Raw genomic sequence first — 17,116 nt, 5'->3', positions numbered from 1 at the left:
CCCCAATCTCTGCGAGGTGTGAGTCGTCATCGCGGCGAGCGTAGCCACCCGTCCGAGACGGCGCCAGGTGTTTTTCCCGCCCCGGACCGGGCCGCCCCCTTGGGGTAGGGTGGGCGTCCGGTCGCGGACGGTGCACCGGCAGCGGTGACCGCGAGAGCGCCCTGAAGTCCCGTGCTCCGAAAGGCTTTCGGCCTCCTTGTCCCCTCCTGGTTCCCTCTCTTCCCCCGAAACCGTCGTCTCCGCCCTGCGCGCCGCCGGGTGTGTCTTCGCCGAGGACGAGGCGGAGTTGATCCTCTCCACCGCCCGCACGCCCGAGGAGGCGGCCTCGATGGTGGAACGGCGCGCCGCCGGGCACCCGCTCGAACACGTCCTGGGCTGGGCCGGGTTCCACGGGGTGCGGGTCACGGTGGAACCGGGGGTGTTCGTCCCCCGTCGCCGTACCGAGTTCCTGGTCGACCAGGCGCTGGCCCAGGCGCCGCGGGCGAGCGTGGTCGTGGACCTGTGCTGTGGCTCGGGCGCACTCGGCGCGGCCCTCGCCGCCGCCCTGGACGGAGCCGAGGTGCACGCGGCCGACATCGACCCGGCCGCCGTACGCTGTGCGCGCCGCAACCTCGCCGCCTTCGACGGCCGGGCGCACCAGGGCGACCTCTACGACGCCCTGCCCGCCGGGCTGCGCGGCCGCATCGGCATCCTCACCGCCAATGTGCCGTACGTCCCCACCGCCGAACTTCCCCTGTTGCCGTCCGAGGCCCGCGACCACGAACCGCGCATCGCCCTGGACGGCGGCGCGGACGGGCTGGACGTGCTGCGCCGGGTGGCCGCCGGGGCACCCGAGTGGCTTGCACCGGGCGGCTGCGTGCTGACCGAGACCAGCGAACGCCAGGCACCGGCCGCCGTACGGGCCTTCGGCGACGCGGGTCTGACGGCCCGTACGGCGGTGTCGGAGGAGCTGTCCGCGCATGTGGTGATCGGCGTACTGCCGTAACCGTCAGGGCAGTTCCTGTGCCCGGGCGATCAGCAGGGCGACGTCGTCGTGGTTGTCGGGGTGGTGCAGGGTCCGCAGGAGGAAGTCGCAGGTCTCCTCCAGGGGGCGGGCGGGGTCGTCGAGCAGGGACAGCAGGAAGTCCAGGCGCTCGTCCAGGGAGTGGCGACGGGTCTCCACCAGCCCGTCGGTGTAGAGCACCAGCTCGTCGCCGGGCTCGAAGTCGACGGTGACGGTGGAGAAGCCGACCCCGCCCACGCCCAGCGGCACCCCGGTCGGCAGGTCCAGCAGCACCGGCGGCCGGCCCGGGCGGAGGTGGGCCGGCGGCAGATGGCCGGCGTTGGCGATCCGGCACTGCCGCAGATGCGGATCGTGCACGGCGTACATACAGGTCGCGATGGAGTGGTCCAGGGCGGACGTCGTCTTGTCCAGGTGCTCCAGCAGCAGCGCCGGGTCGAGGTCCAGGGCGGCCAGCGTGGTGGTCGCCGTGCGCAGGCGGCCCATGGTCGCGGCCGCGCTGAGCCCGCTGCCCATCACATCGCCCACCACGAGCGCGGTCTTGCCGCCCTCCAGCGGGATGACGTCGAACCAGTCGCCGCCGACCTCGCTGGTGGCCCCGGCGGGCTGGTAGCGGGAGGCGACCTCCAGGCCGGTCGTCACCGGCGGACTGCTGGGCAGCAGACTGCGCTGCAGGGTGAGGGCGGTGTTGCGGGCGTTCTGGTACCAGCGCGCGTTGTCGATCTGCACGGCCGCGCGGGCGGCCAGCTCCCGGGCGAGCAGCACGTCGTCCTCGTCGAACGGCGCCGGGTTGCGGGTGCGTTTGAGGTCCAGGGCGCCGAGCACCTCGCCGCGCGCGATCAGCGGCACCGCGAGATACGAGTGCAGGCCCGCCCGGCCCAGCAGCTCGGCCGCCTCGGGGGAGCGGGCGATGCGCGGCAGATCCTCGTCCTCCACCTGCCGCACCAGCACCGCCTCGCCCGTGCGCACACACTCGGTGACCAGCCGGTCCGGTCCGTACCGGGCGATCCGGCCGGGCGGGTCGGCGGCCCGTGCGGCGTCCGCGTCGTCCTGCGGGCGTACCGCGAGTGCCCGGATCACCGCCTCCTCCGACGGGCCGAGCGTGCTGGGCCGGCCCTCCACCACCGCGTCCAGCAGATCGACGGCGGCCACGTCGGCGAGTTCCGGTACGGCGACCTCGGCCAGCTCGCAGGCGGTGCGGTCCAGCTCGAGCGTGGTACCGATCCGGGCGGAGGCGTCGGCGATGACCGCGAGCCGGCGCCGGGCGGCCTCTGCCTCCAGGGAGGCCCGGTGCTGCTCGGTGATGTCGACGACCGAGACCGCGACGCCGAGCACATTGCCCATGGCGTCGTCGAGCCGGTACAGCGAATGCGCCCAGGTGTGGTCCTCGTCCGGGTCGGCGGGGGTGCGGCCGACCAGCGTGTTGTCGATGACCGGCACCCCGGTCTCCAGCACCCGCCGGGCGTCGATCTCCACCGGCTCGGGGTTCAGCATCGGCAGCACCTCGCGCAGCGTCCGCCCGACGTGCTCGGCGGCTGGTACCCCGTTGATCTTCTCCAGGGCCGGGTTGACCGAGACGAACCGCAGCTGGGTGTCCAGGACGGCGTACCCGATCGGCGACTGCTTCACCATCCGCTCCGACAGCGCGACGTCCTGCTCCAGGCGCCGTACCGTCGACTGGTCCGCGGCGAGTCCGAGCGCGTACACGTCACCGCGGTCGTCCAGCAGCCGCATGTTGCGGAACTCCACCACGCGGGTGCTGCCGTCCTTGTGCCGGATCGGGAAGCCGCCGGCCCAGCTCTGCCCGGTGCGCATGACATCGGCGAAGAGCTTGCCGACCAGCTCGAAGTGCCGCTCGTGGACCATGAGCCGGGCGGCGTACTCGCCGAGGGCCTCCTGGGCGCTGTACCCGAACAGCTCCTCAGCCTGCGGGCTCCACAGCACGATCCGGCCGGTGGTGTCCAGCACCACCGACGCCACGCGGAGCACGTCGAGCAGACCGCCTGGCCGTACCGGCCCGGGCACCGGCTCGCCGCCCTCCGTCACCGGAGCCTCGGCTGCACTCATGCCATGCACCGCCTTCGCATGTCCGCACGGCACGTCGTCCCCCGTGCCGACTCCCCTTGATCCACCGCGCTCACACCCGACTCTCCGACGCCGTCGCCGGTTACCTCCACCATCTCTCACCACAGCCGTGCACGTCCGTCGAAGCCGTCACGCCGGGACCGGACCGCTGTCCCGGACATCCTGCACGCCCGTTCGGCGGACGGGGAGAGTTCACGCTGATGTTGCTGCATTGGCCTGTACATGACTATCGCGCCACGCCAGACTGTCCGCCGACCGAGTGTTCCCGCCCGCCGCCCGACTGATCCCGCCCACCCGCCCTGCGTCCCCATTCCTCGTCCAAGGAGTCGGCCATGCCCGCGTCCGCCCGGCAACGTTGTCACGCTGTTCTCGCCGGACTCGTCACTCTCGCCACCAGCGCCGTCGTGTCCCTCGCCGTACCCGGGTCCGCCGCCGCGGCCGACACCTGGACGGAGATCGGCTCCGACCACGCCCGCGCGCTGGACGAGAGCCAGGGGCTGACCTCCGTGGAGGTCCCCGTGAACAGTCCCAACCGGTACACCGGGATCGGCACCATTCCCCTCAGCGTCTCCAGTCGGGGCTGGAACCACGTCGGCGACCCCGACGCCTCGTACAACGGCTACTACATCGAGCCTTATCAGCAGGACTCCGGCAACTCGAAGATGTACCGCGTGCAGGCGCCCGACGGCACCTGGTCGGAGTACGTCCACACGCTCAGCCCCGGCGAGGCCCTGAACAACTCCTGGGACGCGATCTCGCCCGACGGCCAGTGGATGCTCTCCGGCGAGTGGGGCACGATGAACCGTCTGCTGGTCTTCCCGACCCCCGGCGTCAACCCGGCCACCTCCCCCTCGGCGAACCTCCCGCAGGTCTCGAACGTCAACCTGGACCACGCCGTCCGCGACGTCCAGGGCTGCGACTTCTCCGGCCCCACCACCCTGCTGTGCTCCTCCGACGACTCCGACGGCAGCCTCTTCGGCATGACCAAGCCGCTGCTCCAGATCGACCTGTCGGCCCCGCCGAACGGCTCGGGCGACGTCACCGGCCATGTCACCGCCCGGCGTCAGCTGCCGTTGCGCAGCGCGTGCTCCGGCACCTTCGAGGTGGAGGGCATCGACTACGACCGGCGCACCGGGATCCTGCGCGTGATCGTGATGTCGCCGGGCTTCTGTGTCCTGACCGACAGCAAGACGTACAAGTTCTCCCGCGGCTGAGCTCTCCTGGGGTGTGCCGAGGGGCCGCTGGTGCTTTCCTGGGGGTGGACGCGGCGGAGCGGGGTACCCCCCTTCCACCGCGGCGCGGCACGAAAGGAGCGATCAATGGCACACACGGAGCGGTCGCACCCGGAAACCGTCATGGTGGAGATCAGCGGCTCCAAGGAGGACGCCCGTCTCGTCTTCGACGCGCTGAGCTCCTGCTTCGCGTCCGACCGGGGCCCGGACGAGATCCCTCAGCAGCTCCACGAGGTCCGGCCGATGGTGTGGCTCGGCACGTACGACGTCGCCGACGCCCGGGGACCGGGCTGCCCGCCGGTCCACCTCGACGCGTCCGTCCAGGCGGACGTCCAGGGCGGCTACTGGGCCGTGGACCGGTTCCGGCACACCCTGGACGCGATGTTCACCGTCGAGGAGACCTGCACGGCCTCCGGCGACCAGGAGAGGGACCTGCATCTGCGGCTGCGCAGCCGCTGACCCCCTCGCGCGCTACGACGGCGCCCCGGCCGGCTCCGTGTCGGCCGGGGCGTACTGCGCCTCACCGTCGCCGAAGGACCAGTCGACGGACGTGTTCTCGGTGACGGTGACGACGACATTGCGCGGGGCGGTGCCGGTGCGCTCGTGCACCAGCTCGGCGATCCGCCGATAGAGCGCACGCTTCAGCTCCGGGGAGCGCAGGCCGATGTGATCGCCGTACCGCTGGGTGCTGGTGGCATGGTGGGGCGTCCTTTCGGACCGGGGTACGGCAGATACCTGCTGTACATGCCAGTAGGTACAGAGTGGTCGGCGTCACCCCGTCCCGCTTGTGCAACTAGTTGCACAAAGCCTCGGGCTTCCTCTACAACAAGAGGCGATGACACCGCGCACGGAGGGCCCGATGAGCCGTTACCCGCACCTGATGACCCCGCTCGACCTGGGCTTCACCACCCTGCCCAACCGCGTGCTCATGGGCTCCATGCACGTCGGCCTGGAGGAGGCCGAGCGCGGCTTCGAGCGCATGGCGGCGTTCTACGCGGCCCGCGCCCGCGGCGGCGTCGGCCTCATCGTCACCGGCGGCATCGCGCCCAACGACGAGGGCCGGCCGTACGAGGGCGGCGCCAAGCTCACCACCGAGGCGGAGGCCGAGCAGCACAAGGTGGTCACCGAGGCCGTGCACCGCGAGGGCGGCCGGATCGCGATGCAGATCCTGCACTTCGGGCGCTACGCCTACCACCAGGACCTCGTCGCCCCCAGCCCGCTGCAGGCGCCCATCAGCCCCTTCGTTCCGCGCGAGATGACCGACGCGGACGTCGAGCGGACCATCGACGACTACGCCCGCGCCGCCCGCCTCGCCCGGCAGGCCGGCTACGACGGCGTGGAGATCATGGGCTCCGAGGGCTACCTCATCAACGAGTTCACAGCCCTGCAGACCAATCAGCGCACCGACCGCTGGGGCGGCTCCTACGAAAACCGGATGCGCTTCCCCGTCGAGATCGTCAAGCGGGTCCGCGAGGCCGTCGGCGAGGACTTCATCGTCATCTACCGGCTCTCCATGCTCGACCTCGTCCCCGGCGGCTCCTCCCTCGACCAGGTGATCACCCTCGGCAAGGCCGTCGAGGCCGCCGGGGCGACGATCATCAACACCGGCATCGGCTGGCACGAGGCCCGCATCCCCACCATCGCCACCTCCGTGCCGCGCGGTGCCTACACCTGGGTCACCAAGAAGCTCATGGGCGAGGTGTCCGTACCGCTGGTGACGACCAATCGCATCAACACCCCGGAGCTGGCAGAGGAGTTGCTGGCCGGCGGCTGTGCGGACATGGTCTCCATGGCGCGCCCGATGCTCGCCGACCCCGACTTCGTCGCCAAGGCGGCCGCCGGGACACCCGAGGCGATCAACACCTGCATCGGCTGCAACCAGGCCTGCCTCGACCACACCTTCAGCGGCAGGATCACCTCCTGCCTGGTCAATCCGCGCGCCTGCCACGAGACCGAGCTGGTGCTCGCGCCGACCCGGCTGAAGAAGCGCGTCGCCGTCGTCGGCGCGGGACCGGCGGGCCTGGCCTGTGCGGTGAGCGCAGCCGAGCGCGGCCACGAGGTCACGCTCTTCGACGCCGCGAGCGAGATCGGCGGCCAGCTCAACGTCGCCCGCAAGGTCCCCGGAAAGCAGGAGTTCGACGAGACACTGCGCTACTTCCGCCACCAGCTCGACGCCCACGGGGTCGACGTACGCCTCGACACCTGGGTCACTGCCGGGACCGTGGCCGGTTATGACGAGGTCGTGGTCGCCACCGGTGTCACCCCGCGCACACCGGACATCCCCGGCGTCGACCACCCGCGGGTCGTGGGCTACCTCGACGTGCTGCGGGACGGCGCCCCCGTCGGCGACCGGGTCGCGATCCTCGGCGCCGGCGGCATCGGCTTCGACGTCGCCGAGTACCTCACCGACGGCGGGGACAAGGCGAGCGAGGACCCTCAGACGTACTTCCGCGCCTGGGGCGTCGACATGGACTACCGGACACCGGGCGGCCTCGCCGCGCCGCAGCGGCCCAAGCCGCCCCGCCAGGTCCACCTGCTCCAGCGCAAGACCACCAAGGTCGGCGCCGGCCTCGGCAAGACCACCGGCTGGATCCACCGCACCGAGCTCAAGCACCGCGGTGTGACCATGGTCCCGGGCGTGCGCTACGACCGCATCGACGACGCGGGCCTGCACATCACCGTCGGTGAGGAGAGCACGGTCCTGGAGGTCGACACGGTCGTCCTGTGCACCGGGCAGGAGCCGCGCCGCGACCTGTACGAGGAGCTGGCCGCCGCCGGGCGCAGCGTCCATCTGATCGGCGGTGCGGACGTCGCGGCCGAGCTGGACGCCAAGCGCGCCATCAAGCAGGGCACGGAGCTGGCGGCGGCGCTGTAGGCCCCCTGCCGGAGGTCCCTAGGATGAGGCCATGTCACTCCCGCACGCGATCCTCACCGCCCTGCTGGAAAAGCCGTCGTCGGGGCTGGAGCTGACCCGCCGGTTCGACAAGTCGATCGGCTACTTCTGGTCCGCGACGCACCAGCAGATCTATCGCGAGCTGGGGAGGCTGGAGGCCGACGGCCTCATCCGCACCCTGCCGGCCGAGGCGCCGGCCCGTGGGCAGAAGAAGAGCTACGAGGTCCTGCCCGCGGGCCGTGCCGAACTGGCCCGCTGGACCGCCGCCGCGCAGGACCCCAAGCCGCTGCGGGACACGCTGCTGCTGCGGCTGCGGGCCGCGGCGGTGGTCGGCACGGCGGGCATGGAGGCGGACCTGCGCCGCCATCTCGAGCTGCACCGGCGGCAGTTGGCCGAGTACCGGGAGATCGAGAAGCGCGACTTCCCGCCGGACCGGGACGCCCCCGAGGACCGGCTGCGCCATCTCGTGCTGCGGGCCGGCATCGATCTGGAGACCTTCTGGACCCAGTGGCTCACCCACGCCCTGGCGGAGTTCTCGGACCTGCCCGAGGGCGGCTGAGCCGGGTCGGCAGCCGGTGCGCTGAGCCGGTACAGCTCTGCCTCAGAGCCGGTACGGCTTCGAACGCCGGCGCAGATACCAGCCCGTGGCAATGGCCCCGCTGCCCACCAGGGCCGCGCCGATGCCCAGCGTCAGCGGGCCGTAGTCCCGGGCGGCACCGCCCAGGCCGCCCAGCACACCGCGGGAGGGCGCCGGCGAGGCCGTCGAGGAGGTTGTCGGGGCGGTCGTCGACGAGGCCGTCGGCGCCGAGCCGGACGAGACGGTCACCGGCTGGGTGCCCGCCGTGCTGCCGCTGGAGCAGACCACGACGACGGTGTACGTACCCGGGCTCACCCCCGTCCAGGCCGCGGACTGGCTGGCGGACGTGCCCGAGAGGGCCGACTGCCGGCCCTGGGCGAAGTTCGCCTGCCTGCTGGTGAGCAGGGCCGCGTTGCCCCAGCTGCCGTTGATCTCCGAGCACGCGCTGGTGACCACCGAGACGGTGGACCCGGTGGTGCTGACGGAGATGCCCGAGGCCGCGGCGGCCGGACCGGCGAGGGCGGCGGGGAGCGCCATGGCGGCCGCCAGGACCGGGCCGGAGCGGACGAGAAGTCGCGAGGTGTGCATGGGCAGCAGCCAACGTGGCCGCAGGGGTGCCCGCACCTGGGGGGCGGCCGGCCAGGTGAAAGGTTCCTTCGGGCGGCGGAGCCGCACACCGACACAGTCCCGCGCTTCTTACGGGGCTGCCGTGGTCACCGTCCGCTCCGGCGACCAGCCGCCCCACGTGCCGTCCGGGAGCCGTGCCCGCAGGCGTACCCGGTGGTCCTCTCCCGCTCTCCGGCCGATGTAGAAGCTGTAATGCGCCTGTCCGCGCGGGGGAGTGCCGCCCCACACCAGCGAGGTCGCCGCGGTGCCGTCGAGCCGGATCCGGTACTCGGTGATCACCCCGTCCACGCGCGGCGGGTCCCAGGACAGGTCGATGTAGTACGCCCCGCCGGCCCGGTGGGTCGTCGCGGTGAAGCCGGTGGGCGCGGTGTCCCGCCCGTCGTCGGTACCCGGGGTCGTGAGGCGGACCGGGGCGCTCGCCGGGGAGACGTTGTCGGCGGCGTCGCGGGACCGCACCGTGAAGAGGTAACCGGTGCCGGGGCGCAGCCCGGTGAGCACGGTCGCGGTCTGGTTCCCGCCGACGCTGTGGATCTTCGCACCGCCCTGGTACACGTCGTACGACACCACACCCCGGTCGTCCCGGGACGCGCCCCAGGACAGCTGGACCTCCCGGGCGCCGAGCACCCGCCCGGCGGGACGCGACGGCCGGGTGGGCGCCGAGCGGTCATCCGCCGCCCTGGCCGGTGTCCGCGCCCGCACCGCACGGCTCGGCGGCCCGAGCCGCCCCTCGGTGTCCCGGGCCCGCACGGTGAAGGCATACACGGTGGACGGCCTGAGCCTGGTGACGTCCACCATGTGCTGTGAACCCGGCACGTCCTCCACCTTCGTGGTGCCGCGATACACCTCGTAGGTGCGGATGCCGGGGCTGTCCGGCACCGCGTTCCACATCACGTGCACGCTCGTGGCACTGCCCGCCTGCGCGGTGACCCCGGTCGGAGCGCCGGGTGCCCGGCCTTCGTCGTCTTCGTCGGCCTGGCTCCAGCCGCACGCCGCGACCAGGAGCAGGGCTCCGCAGACCAGCAGGGGCGGGCACGGCACGCGTCGCACGGCTCTGCCTCCCGGGGGACGGCGGCATCGGCATTCACGTAAAGGTCCGTACCAATATGGCGCGGCGGCCGCGGATGCGGCAAGGGGGCCGTGCGGGGGACCGGCACGCGGCCGCTCGGGTGACCGATCGGCGTCCGCCCGGGTGACCGATCCGGGGCCCGCGTTGGTGACCATGCGGGGGAGTTACGTATGCTGAGCCTCCCTAGGGCTGAACTATCCGCGAGGGCAGGGGAGTTCATGCCGCTGGCGCGGACACGCTGTCGTCGCCGAAGCCGCGCCGACGCGGGTGGCCGGGGGATCCGGGGCGGGCTGCGTCCCGGATCCCCGGCCCCTGTCGTCCCGCACCGTCCTCTTGTCCTCATGCGGCTTGTCCCTCATGCGGCGTCGGTTTGTCCCTCATGGGGCGTCAGATGAGTGCTCCATCCAGCCCCTTCCGGGCGGCCCGTACGCTCCGGCGCCCGGACCCGCACCCAGAGTGTGCTGGATGTCCGCCCGTCCCCGACGAGAGGGTCCCTCACCGTGCGTGTCCCGTCGCTGACGCCGGCCCTGGCCGGAGTCGCCCTGCTCGCCCCGGCCGCACTGCACGCTCCCGCCGCCCTGCACACCCCGGCCGCCGCCGACCCGCACCCGGACCGGCCCGTGGTCCGCGGGGAGGGCGCGGCGGCCGATGCCGACCCGCCCCGACAGCGGCCCGGGGCCCGCCGGAAGGGCGCGGTAGCCGATGCCGATCCACCCCGGCAGCGGCCGGCGGCCCGCAGGAAAGGCGGTGCGGTGACCGCCGCCGATCTGCTGGACCGACTGGGGGCATGCCACCAGATCTCCCGCGGCCGGTACCGCACCGACGCCGGCCGCCGCGCGACCGTGCCCATCTGCGGCACCCGGACCGCCGTCTTCTGGAAGGCCGACCTGGACATCGACTGCGACGGACGGTCCACCGCCCGCTGCAACCGCCACACCGACCCGCAGTTCGCCACCATGACCACCTACCAGCAGTCCGACGGCCGCAGTCTCAACGCCGCGACGCTGCCCTACATCGTCGTCCCGGCCCCCAGCCGCATCTGGAACCCCCGCGCGTACGGCGTACGGGGCGGCTCGGTCGCCGCCGTCGTCTACCGGGGGCGGGTGCAGTACGCCGTTGTCGGCGACACCGGCCCGCGCGACCTCATCGGCGAAGCCTCCTACGCCACCGCCCGCGGCCTCGGCATCCGGGCCGACCCGGACGGCGGCGGGGCACCCTCCGGGGTCACCTACATCGTCTTCAGGAACTCCCGCGTGCACCCCATCGAGGACCGCGCGGCGGCCGCGGCCGCAGGAGCGCGGCTGGCCAGGCTGTTCCTCACGTACAGGTGACCAGCCGGCCCGCGGCCGTGTCACACCTTGCGGTAGCCGTACGCCTCCGACGCCGCGGCCTGCACCGCGTCCAGGTCGGCCCCCGCGGCGGCGGTGACCACCGCCGCCACCGCGCCCTCGACGAACGGTGCGTCGACCAGCCGGGTGCCGTCCGGCAGTTCGTCCCCCTCGGCGATGAGCGCCTTCACCGTGAGCACGGCGCTGCCGAGATCGGTGAGCACTGCCACCCCGGCGCCCCGGTCCACCGAGGCCGCCGCGGCGGAGATCAGCTCGGCGCTGGTGCCGAGCCCGCCGCCCTCGGTGCCGCCCGCGCAGGCCACGGGCACCCCCGCGGCCCCGCCCGCCAGGCCCTTCGCCAACTCGGCGACCGAGGCGGCCACTTCCGCGCTGTGCGACACCAGCACGATCCCGACCACCTTCGCTTCGCTCACCGTCCGCCCTCCGCCGCCTCCTGCAGAGCGGCGACGAGCAGCGCCGACGAGGTCGCCCCCGGGTCCTGGTGGCCGATGCTGCGCTCGCCGAGATAGCTCGCCCGGCCCTTGCGGGCCTGCAGCGGCGTGGTGGCCTCCGCGCCCTCCTCGGCGGCGGCCCGCGCGGCGGCGAAGCCGTCGCCGAGCGCGTCCACGGCCGGCACCAGGGCGTCGATCATGGTCTTGTCGCCGGGGGCCGCCCCGCCCAGCGCCATCACCCCGTCCACACCCGCGCGCAGCGCCTCGGCCAGCTGCGCCTCGCTGACCTCGGCCTCGTCACCGAGCGCCTTGCCGGTCCGGCGCAGCAGCGTGCCGTACAGCGGCCCGGACGCGCCGCCGACCGTGGAGATGAGCTGCCGCCCGGCCAGCACCAGGACCGCGCCCGGGGTGTCCGGCGCCTCCTTCTCCAGGGCGGCCGAAACGGCGGTGAAGCCGCGCTGCAGATTGCTGCCGTGGTCGGCGTCCCCGATGGCCGAGTCGAGAGCGGTGAGCCGCTCCGCCTCGCGGTCCACGGACGCGGTGGTCGCCGCCATCCAACGGCGGAAGAAGTCGGCGTCGAGCACGGGATCTCCTTGCGTGGTAGGGATGTTGACCGGCGTGCCACGGGTGGATGGTCGCCTCGTCCGCCGTATCACATCCCCCACCGCAGCGCGGGAGTCTTCACCGGGGCGTCCCACAGCCGCAGCAGTTCCTCATCGACCTGACACAGCGTCACCGACGTGCCCGCCATGTCCAGGGAGGTGACGTAGTTGCCGACGAGCGTGCGGGCCACGGCGACCCCGCGCTCGCGCAGTACCCGCTGCACCTCGGCGTTGAAGCCGTACAGCTCCAGCAGCGGGGTGGCGCCCATGCCGTTGACCAGCACCAGCACGGGGCTGCGCGGCGGCAGGTCCTCCAGGATCGCGTTCACCGCGAAGTCGGCGATCTCCCCGGACGTCATCATCGGCCGCCGCTCCCGGCCCGGCTCGCCGTGGATGCCGATGCCCAACTCCAGCTCGCCGCCCGGCAGATCGAAGGTGGGGCTGCCCTTCGCCGGGGTCGTACAGGCGCTGAGCGCGACACCGAAACTCCGGGAGTTCTCGTTCACCCGACGCCCGATGGACTCGACCCGCTCCAGCGGCTGCCCCTCGGCCGCGGCGGCGCCCGCGATCTTCTCCACGAACAGCGTCGCACCGGTGCCGCGCCGCCCGGCCGTGTACAGGCTGTCGGTGACGGCGACGTCGTCGTTGACGAGCACCTTGGCGACCTGAATGCCCTCGTCCTCGGCGAGTTCGGCCGCCATGTCGAAGTTGAGCACGTCGCCGGTGTAGTTCTTCACGACGAACAGCACACCGGCACCGCTGTCCACGGCCGCCGCGGCCCGCGCCATCTGGTCCGGCACCGGGGAGGTGAACACCTCTCCGGGGCAGGCGGCGGAGAGCATGCCGGGTCCGACGAACCCGCCGTGCAGCGGCTCGTGCCCCGACCCGCCACCCGACACCAGTGCGACCTGCCCGGCCACCGGAGCGTCCCGCCGGACGATCACCCGGTTCTCCACGTCCACGGTCAGATCCGGATACGCGGCCGCCATCCCGCGCAGCGCGTCCGCCACGACGGTCTCCGGCACGTTGATGAGCATCTTCACGGGTACCTCCCCATGAGGCCGGCAGGCGGGCCTCTGAGATGTGATCGGTGGCGTCGCGGGCGGAGCTCTGCTGTCGGCAGTATCGACCTTGCGGCAGCGAAGGTCACGTGGAGCGGCGCAGATGCTCGCGCATGCCTTCTGGTGTCGCCGGTCGGCCGCCGGCCGGTGGCGGTCCTGATCCGGGAGGTCACGGTCCCGTAGAGCCGGGGTCAAGCGCCGGTCATGGATTAGGAGGGCGGGGCGGCGGGGGCGTATCGTTGATCCGGTTTTGATGAGACACCTCGTTCGGTGAGGCGTCTTCACGGACACAGGCCACTGATCCCACCCGTCGAGAGACGCTCCGGATCAGGACAGGTCTCCCCGGCCGAAGGGGTGACCCCAAGTGGCTTCCCCGCAGCTGCGGGGACACGCCGTGGAGTGCCAAAGCTCTGACGAGTTGGGGTGCGCCGGGCCGATTCGCCCGGTTGCCCTTGCCGTATGGCCGTGGCGTCGTGAGCGCGGCCGGGACCGGGAGGAGGCGAGCATGGACAGTAGTCCGGGCCATAGTCGGCCCCTGTCCGCGTTGTCCTCGCCGTCCCTCCGCGGCCTGAGGCAGCCCGTCCTCCTCCACTGACCCGACCCCGCCCGGTGCGTCGGGCCCGGTGTGCCCTGCCCTGATCGCGGGGCAGGGAAGAGTGCGCTGCCGTGGCCGCCCGCTGCCCCGTCATGCCGGGGCAAGGGGGTGTTCACCTTGTCCGTCAACACTTTGCTCATGTCCACCTCGGCCCGTCTGCGCGACCGCCGGGTGATCCTGGAGCGCCGCGCCACCGCCTCCAAGGCGGTCCGCACGTCCCTGGTCTCGCTGGCGGGCCTGGTCGGCGGCCCGGTCACCAACCAGGCCGGGGAGGAGGTCGGCCGCGTCGCCGACGTCGTCGCCCGCCTCTACGGCGAGGAGCCGTACCCGCCGGTCACCGGGCTGATCCTGCGCATCGGGCGCCGGCACACCTTCCTGGCGTCGGACGCCATCGGCAAGGTGCACGCCGGGCACGTACGGCTGCGCACCGCGCGGATCGACCTGCGGGACTTCGCCCGGCGCCCGGGCGAGGTGCTGCTCGCCAGGGACGTACTCGACCACCAGCTCGTGGACGTGGACGGCGTGCAGGTCACCCGTGCCGCCGATCTGTACCTGGCACCGCTGGTGGACCGGGTCGTGCTGGTCGGCGTGGACGTCTCCCTGCCCACGCTCCTGCGCCGGCTCGGCCCCCGCCGCTGGCAGGCCCGGCCCACCCCGGAACGCGTGCTCGACTGGCAGGCGGTCGCCCCGTTCGCCGAGCAGGCCACCGACGGACCCTCCGAGGTACGGCTGCGCGCCTCCCGGACCGCACTGCACCGGCTGCGCCCGGCCGACCTGGCCGACATCCTCGAAGACCTCGGCCGCAGCGAGCGCCAGCAGCTGCTCGGCTGGCTGGAGCCGGAGCGGGCCGCCGACGCTCTGGAGGAGATGGAACCGGCCGAGCTGGAGAACCTGCTGCGCGAGGCGCAGCCGGAACACGCCGCCCGCCTGGTCGACGAGATGGAACCGGACGAGGCCACGGACGCCCTGCGCGACCTCACCCGCGAGGAGCGCGAGGCCCTGCTGACGCGGATGCCGAAGAAGGAGGCGGCCGAACTGCGGCGGCTGCTCACCCACCGCGAGGGCACCGCGGGCGGCGCCATGACCACGCTGCTCGTCACTGCGCGTCGCGACGAGACCATCGCCGAGGTGCGGGCCCGGCTCGCCGAACAGGCCGAGCACCGTACCGAGATCGACGCTGTCGTCTGCGTCGACGCCGAAGGCCGGCTGCTGTGCGACATCTCGCTGTTCGACCTGGCGGTGGCCGAGGACGCGGCGCCGGTCGCCGACCTGGTGGCCTGGCTCGCTCAGTTCGGCCCGCCCGTGACCGTCCACGCGGACACCGCCCTGTCCGAGGCCGCCGACCAGCTGGTCGCGGCCCGCGCCTCCTCCCTCCTGGTGGTCGACGACGGCGACCGCCCGATCGGCCGGATCCTGGCCGACGACCTGCTCGACGCGATGCTGCCCGAACGCGGGCGCCTGCACTTTAGGAGGTTCCTGCAGTGACCCGCGACCTGGACACCACCGAGGCGGCTCCGGCAGCCGGTGCGACGGCACCCCGCCGCACCGGCTGGCGACGCCTCACCATGATCGCCGCGGTCGCGGGCCCCGGCCTGGTCGCCGCGAACGCCGGCAATGACGCCGCCGGCATCGCCACCTACGCCTCGGCCGGCTCCCAGTTTACCTACGGCACCCTCTTCTTCATGGTGCTGGTCACCGTCGCCCTGGTGATGGTTCAGGAGATGGCCGTACGCCTCGGCGCCCACACCGGCAAGGGCCTGGGCGCCCTGATCCGCGAGCAGTTCAGCCTGCGCCTGACCGCGCTCGCCGTCTTCTGCCTGCTGCTGGCCAACACCGGCCTGGTCGTGTCAGAGTTCGCGGGCATCGGCGCGGCCTTCGAACTCCTCGGCGTCCCCAAGTGGGCGGTCATCCCGCCGGCCGCGATCCTGCTGTGGGCGCTGGTGCTGTTCGGCTCCTACCACTGGGCCGAACGCGTGTTCCTCATCATGTCCCTGGCGTTCTTCGCCTACCCGATCGCCATGATCCTCGGCCACCCCGACTGGGGCGCCGTCGGCCACCACCTGATCGTCCCGCACATCGAGCCCAGCAAGGACTTCATCCTCCTCGCGGTCGCGTTGATCGGTACGACGGTCAGCCCGTACATGCAGTTCTACGCCGCTGCCGGAGTCGTCGACCGGGGTGCCAGGCCCGCCGACTACCCCCTCATCCGCGCCGACGCGATCCTCGGCGCCGTTTTCGCCTGCGTCATCAGCCTGACCATCATCATCGCCACGGCGTCCGCCATCGGCGGCACCGGCCCGCTGGACTCCGCAGCGCAGGCGGCCGAGGCCCTCAAGCCGATCGCCGGCCAGAACGCCGAACTCCTCTTCGCCGTCGGCCTGCTCGGCGCCTCCGCCCTGGCCGGGGCGGTCGTCCCGCTGTCCGCCAGCTACGCCATAGGAGAGGCGGCGGGCGTGGAGCGCTCGGTCTCCCGCAGCTTCCGTGACGCCCCGCTGTTCCTGGGCCTGTTCACCGCCCAGATCTTCCTCGGGGCGGCGGTGGCGATGACCCCGGTCGACGTCATCCAGCTGCTGATCGGCACTCAGGTCCTGCAGGGCCTGATCAGTCCGGTGGTCCTCGTCTACCTGCTGGTGCTGACCAACCGCCGCTCCGTCCTCGGGACGGCCGCCAACGGGCCGCGCTACCGCATCGCCGCCACCGTGGTGGTCGTCGGCGTCGCCGCCATGTCCACCATCCTGCTCGTCCAGACGGTCCTCGGCTGGTTCGGCCTCGGTTGACCGGGGCTGCTGTCCGCTCCTGCGGGCCGCACCCCGCCGGTACCCGACCGGCTCCGCGGGACAGCGCCGGGTCACCTCAGCGAGCGGTCCGATCATGCGCCTCTCGCCCTGCTCGACAGGCCGATGATGGCCAACACCGGCAACCGGTTATTGACGTGTCCTTGACCGCTTCCTCCAACTCCGGCCCCACCGACGGGACCAAGTCCCTGCGAGCGGGCGGCGATCTGCCGAACCTCGCCATCGATCCGCACACCGGCTACGAGGGTTCGGACTTCAGCGGTGGGGCCTACGACTCCGTGGAACTGATCCACTCCACCGACGGTGGCCGGACCCTCTCACCGCCGGGAACACCACCACGGCCCCTTACGCCGGAGGTCACTTCCTCGATGATCACGAGGGCCTCGCTCCGGCCGCACCGGCTCGTCCGGTGACCCAAGAGGCGTCCCAACCGGGCTGGAACGAGCGCAACTTCGGGCTCACGTCAGACGCAAGGTAAACAAGATGCCATATTTCCTGTGAGCCCTTTGTGTGACTGTTGTGGCCACGCCAAGATCCCCCCTGCGCCGGGACACCCCCATATGCCCGGTGCAGGGAGGAGAGGGCATGTTGCCCCCGAAGCACCAACGACGGTTCATCACCTGCACCGTCGTAGCGGCCGCGTTCGGACTGGTGACCACCCAGTCGTTCGCGGCGTCGAACAACGCAAGACCCCGGCCCTGGCAGGCGCGCCACCAGGCCGTCGTGGGCCGGCAGCACATCAAGGCGGTGCACGCGGGCCACGGCATGTCCGCGTTCGCGGCAGAGGGCGGCGACGACGGCGG

The 17,116-nt window shown here is 72.5% G+C and carries 17 protein-coding genes and 1 riboswitch; of the genes, 10 read left to right on the top strand and 7 right to left on the bottom strand.

Going from position 1 to position 17,116, the window contains the following annotated elements; genetic code table 11:
• The first annotated feature begins 196 nt into the window (after positions 1–196).
• Positions 197–985, top strand: a complete 789-nt coding sequence (locus ACWC2T_RS13010; protein WP_450670429.1) for a putative protein N(5)-glutamine methyltransferase — start codon at positions 197–199, stop codon at positions 983–985.
• 3 nt (positions 986–988) lie between these two features.
• Here the strand turns inward: ACWC2T_RS13010 and ACWC2T_RS13005 are convergent, their stop codons facing one another.
• On the bottom strand, positions 989–3,067 hold the full coding sequence (locus ACWC2T_RS13005) for a SpoIIE family protein phosphatase (protein ID WP_450670428.1): 2,079 nt from the start codon (positions 3,065–3,067) through the stop codon (positions 989–991).
• Positions 3,068–3,417: 350 nt separating this feature from the next.
• Here ACWC2T_RS13005 and ACWC2T_RS13000 point away from each other — a divergent pair, with 350 nt between their 5' ends.
• Complete coding sequence (locus ACWC2T_RS13000; protein ID WP_450670427.1) at positions 3,418–4,299, top strand: hypothetical protein; 882 nt, start codon at positions 3,418–3,420, stop codon at positions 4,297–4,299.
• Positions 4,300–4,404: 105 nt separating this feature from the next.
• Positions 4,405–4,776: a hypothetical protein gene (locus ACWC2T_RS12995; protein WP_450670426.1), complete on the top strand. Its 372-nt coding sequence runs from the start codon at positions 4,405–4,407 to the stop codon at positions 4,774–4,776.
• 12 nt (positions 4,777–4,788) lie between these two features.
• Here the strand turns inward: ACWC2T_RS12995 and ACWC2T_RS12990 are convergent, their stop codons facing one another.
• Positions 4,789–4,962 carry a tautomerase family protein gene (locus ACWC2T_RS12990; RefSeq protein ID WP_450670588.1) on the bottom strand — a complete coding sequence of 58 codons (174 nt, stop codon included), beginning with the start codon at positions 4,960–4,962 and terminating at the stop codon, positions 4,789–4,791.
• 214 nt (positions 4,963–5,176) lie between these two features.
• Here ACWC2T_RS12990 and ACWC2T_RS12985 point away from each other — a divergent pair, with 214 nt between their 5' ends.
• Both ACWC2T_RS12985 and ACWC2T_RS12980 read left to right on the top strand, forming a co-directional pair.
• A complete protein-coding gene (locus ACWC2T_RS12985; protein ID WP_450670425.1) occupies positions 5,177–7,192 on the top strand; it encodes an FAD-dependent oxidoreductase in 2,016 nt (671 codons plus the stop codon).
• 31 nt (positions 7,193–7,223) lie between these two features.
• Complete coding sequence (locus tag ACWC2T_RS12980) at positions 7,224–7,769, top strand: PadR family transcriptional regulator (RefSeq protein WP_450670424.1); 546 nt, start codon at positions 7,224–7,226, stop codon at positions 7,767–7,769.
• A gap of 42 nt (positions 7,770–7,811) precedes the next feature.
• On the opposite strand, the gene ACWC2T_RS12975 is transcribed toward ACWC2T_RS12980, so the two are convergent.
• Both ACWC2T_RS12975 and ACWC2T_RS12970 read right to left on the bottom strand, forming a co-directional pair.
• A complete protein-coding gene (locus ACWC2T_RS12975) occupies positions 7,812–8,375 on the bottom strand; it encodes a hypothetical protein (RefSeq protein WP_450670423.1) in 564 nt (187 codons plus the stop codon).
• Between the two features lie 108 nt (positions 8,376–8,483).
• Complete coding sequence (locus tag ACWC2T_RS12970) at positions 8,484–9,461, bottom strand: fibronectin type III domain-containing protein (protein ID WP_450670422.1); 978 nt, start codon at positions 9,459–9,461, stop codon at positions 8,484–8,486.
• A gap of 519 nt (positions 9,462–9,980) precedes the next feature.
• On the opposite strand from ACWC2T_RS12970, the gene ACWC2T_RS12965 reads away from it, so the two are divergent.
• Complete coding sequence (locus ACWC2T_RS12965; protein WP_450670421.1) at positions 9,981–10,811, top strand: glycoside hydrolase family 75 protein; 831 nt, start codon at positions 9,981–9,983, stop codon at positions 10,809–10,811.
• 20 nt (positions 10,812–10,831) lie between these two features.
• Here the strand turns inward: ACWC2T_RS12965 and ACWC2T_RS12960 are convergent, their stop codons facing one another.
• From ACWC2T_RS12960 to dhaK, 3 genes are all read right to left on the bottom strand, one after another.
• The gene (locus ACWC2T_RS12960) at positions 10,832–11,242 is read right to left on the bottom strand and encodes a PTS-dependent dihydroxyacetone kinase phosphotransferase subunit DhaM (protein ID WP_450670420.1); all 411 of its coding nucleotides are present in this window, start codon (positions 11,240–11,242) and stop codon (positions 10,832–10,834) included.
• The gene (dhaL, locus tag ACWC2T_RS12955; protein WP_450670419.1) at positions 11,239–11,844 is read right to left on the bottom strand and encodes a dihydroxyacetone kinase subunit DhaL; all 606 of its coding nucleotides are present in this window, start codon (positions 11,842–11,844) and stop codon (positions 11,239–11,241) included. Before dhaL ends, ACWC2T_RS12960 begins: the two co-directional genes overlap by 4 nt.
• 68 nt (positions 11,845–11,912) lie before the next feature.
• Entirely contained in the window at positions 11,913–12,905 is a 993-nt protein-coding gene (gene dhaK / locus ACWC2T_RS12950; RefSeq protein ID WP_450670418.1) for a dihydroxyacetone kinase subunit DhaK, read from the bottom strand.
• 273 nt (positions 12,906–13,178) lie between these two features.
• A riboswitch (M-box (ykoK) riboswitch) is annotated at positions 13,179–13,353 on the top strand.
• A gap of 303 nt (positions 13,354–13,656) precedes the next feature.
• Here dhaK and ACWC2T_RS12945 point away from each other — a divergent pair.
• The 4 genes from ACWC2T_RS12945 to ACWC2T_RS12930 all read left to right on the top strand — a co-directional run.
• On the top strand, positions 13,657–15,003 hold the full coding sequence (locus tag ACWC2T_RS12945; protein WP_450670417.1) for a magnesium transporter MgtE N-terminal domain-containing protein: 1,347 nt from the start codon (positions 13,657–13,659) through the stop codon (positions 15,001–15,003).
• The gene (locus ACWC2T_RS12940) at positions 15,000–16,295 is read left to right on the top strand and encodes an NRAMP family divalent metal transporter (protein WP_450670416.1); all 1,296 of its coding nucleotides are present in this window, start codon (positions 15,000–15,002) and stop codon (positions 16,293–16,295) included. The genes ACWC2T_RS12945 and ACWC2T_RS12940 overlap by 4 nt, the downstream gene beginning before the upstream one ends.
• Positions 16,296–16,456: 161 nt before the next feature.
• The gene (locus ACWC2T_RS12935) at positions 16,457–16,726 is read left to right on the top strand and encodes a hypothetical protein (protein ID WP_450670415.1); all 270 of its coding nucleotides are present in this window, start codon (positions 16,457–16,459) and stop codon (positions 16,724–16,726) included.
• A 172-nt stretch (positions 16,727–16,898) separates the two neighbouring features.
• Positions 16,899–17,116, top strand: a 218-nt coding sequence (locus tag ACWC2T_RS12930; protein ID WP_450670414.1) for a hypothetical protein, incomplete at its 3' end; no start/stop codon positions are given.

This window comes from Streptomyces sp. NPDC001393, from assembly GCF_053597455.1.
This window is presented reverse-complemented; position numbering and strand designations above follow the sequence as displayed.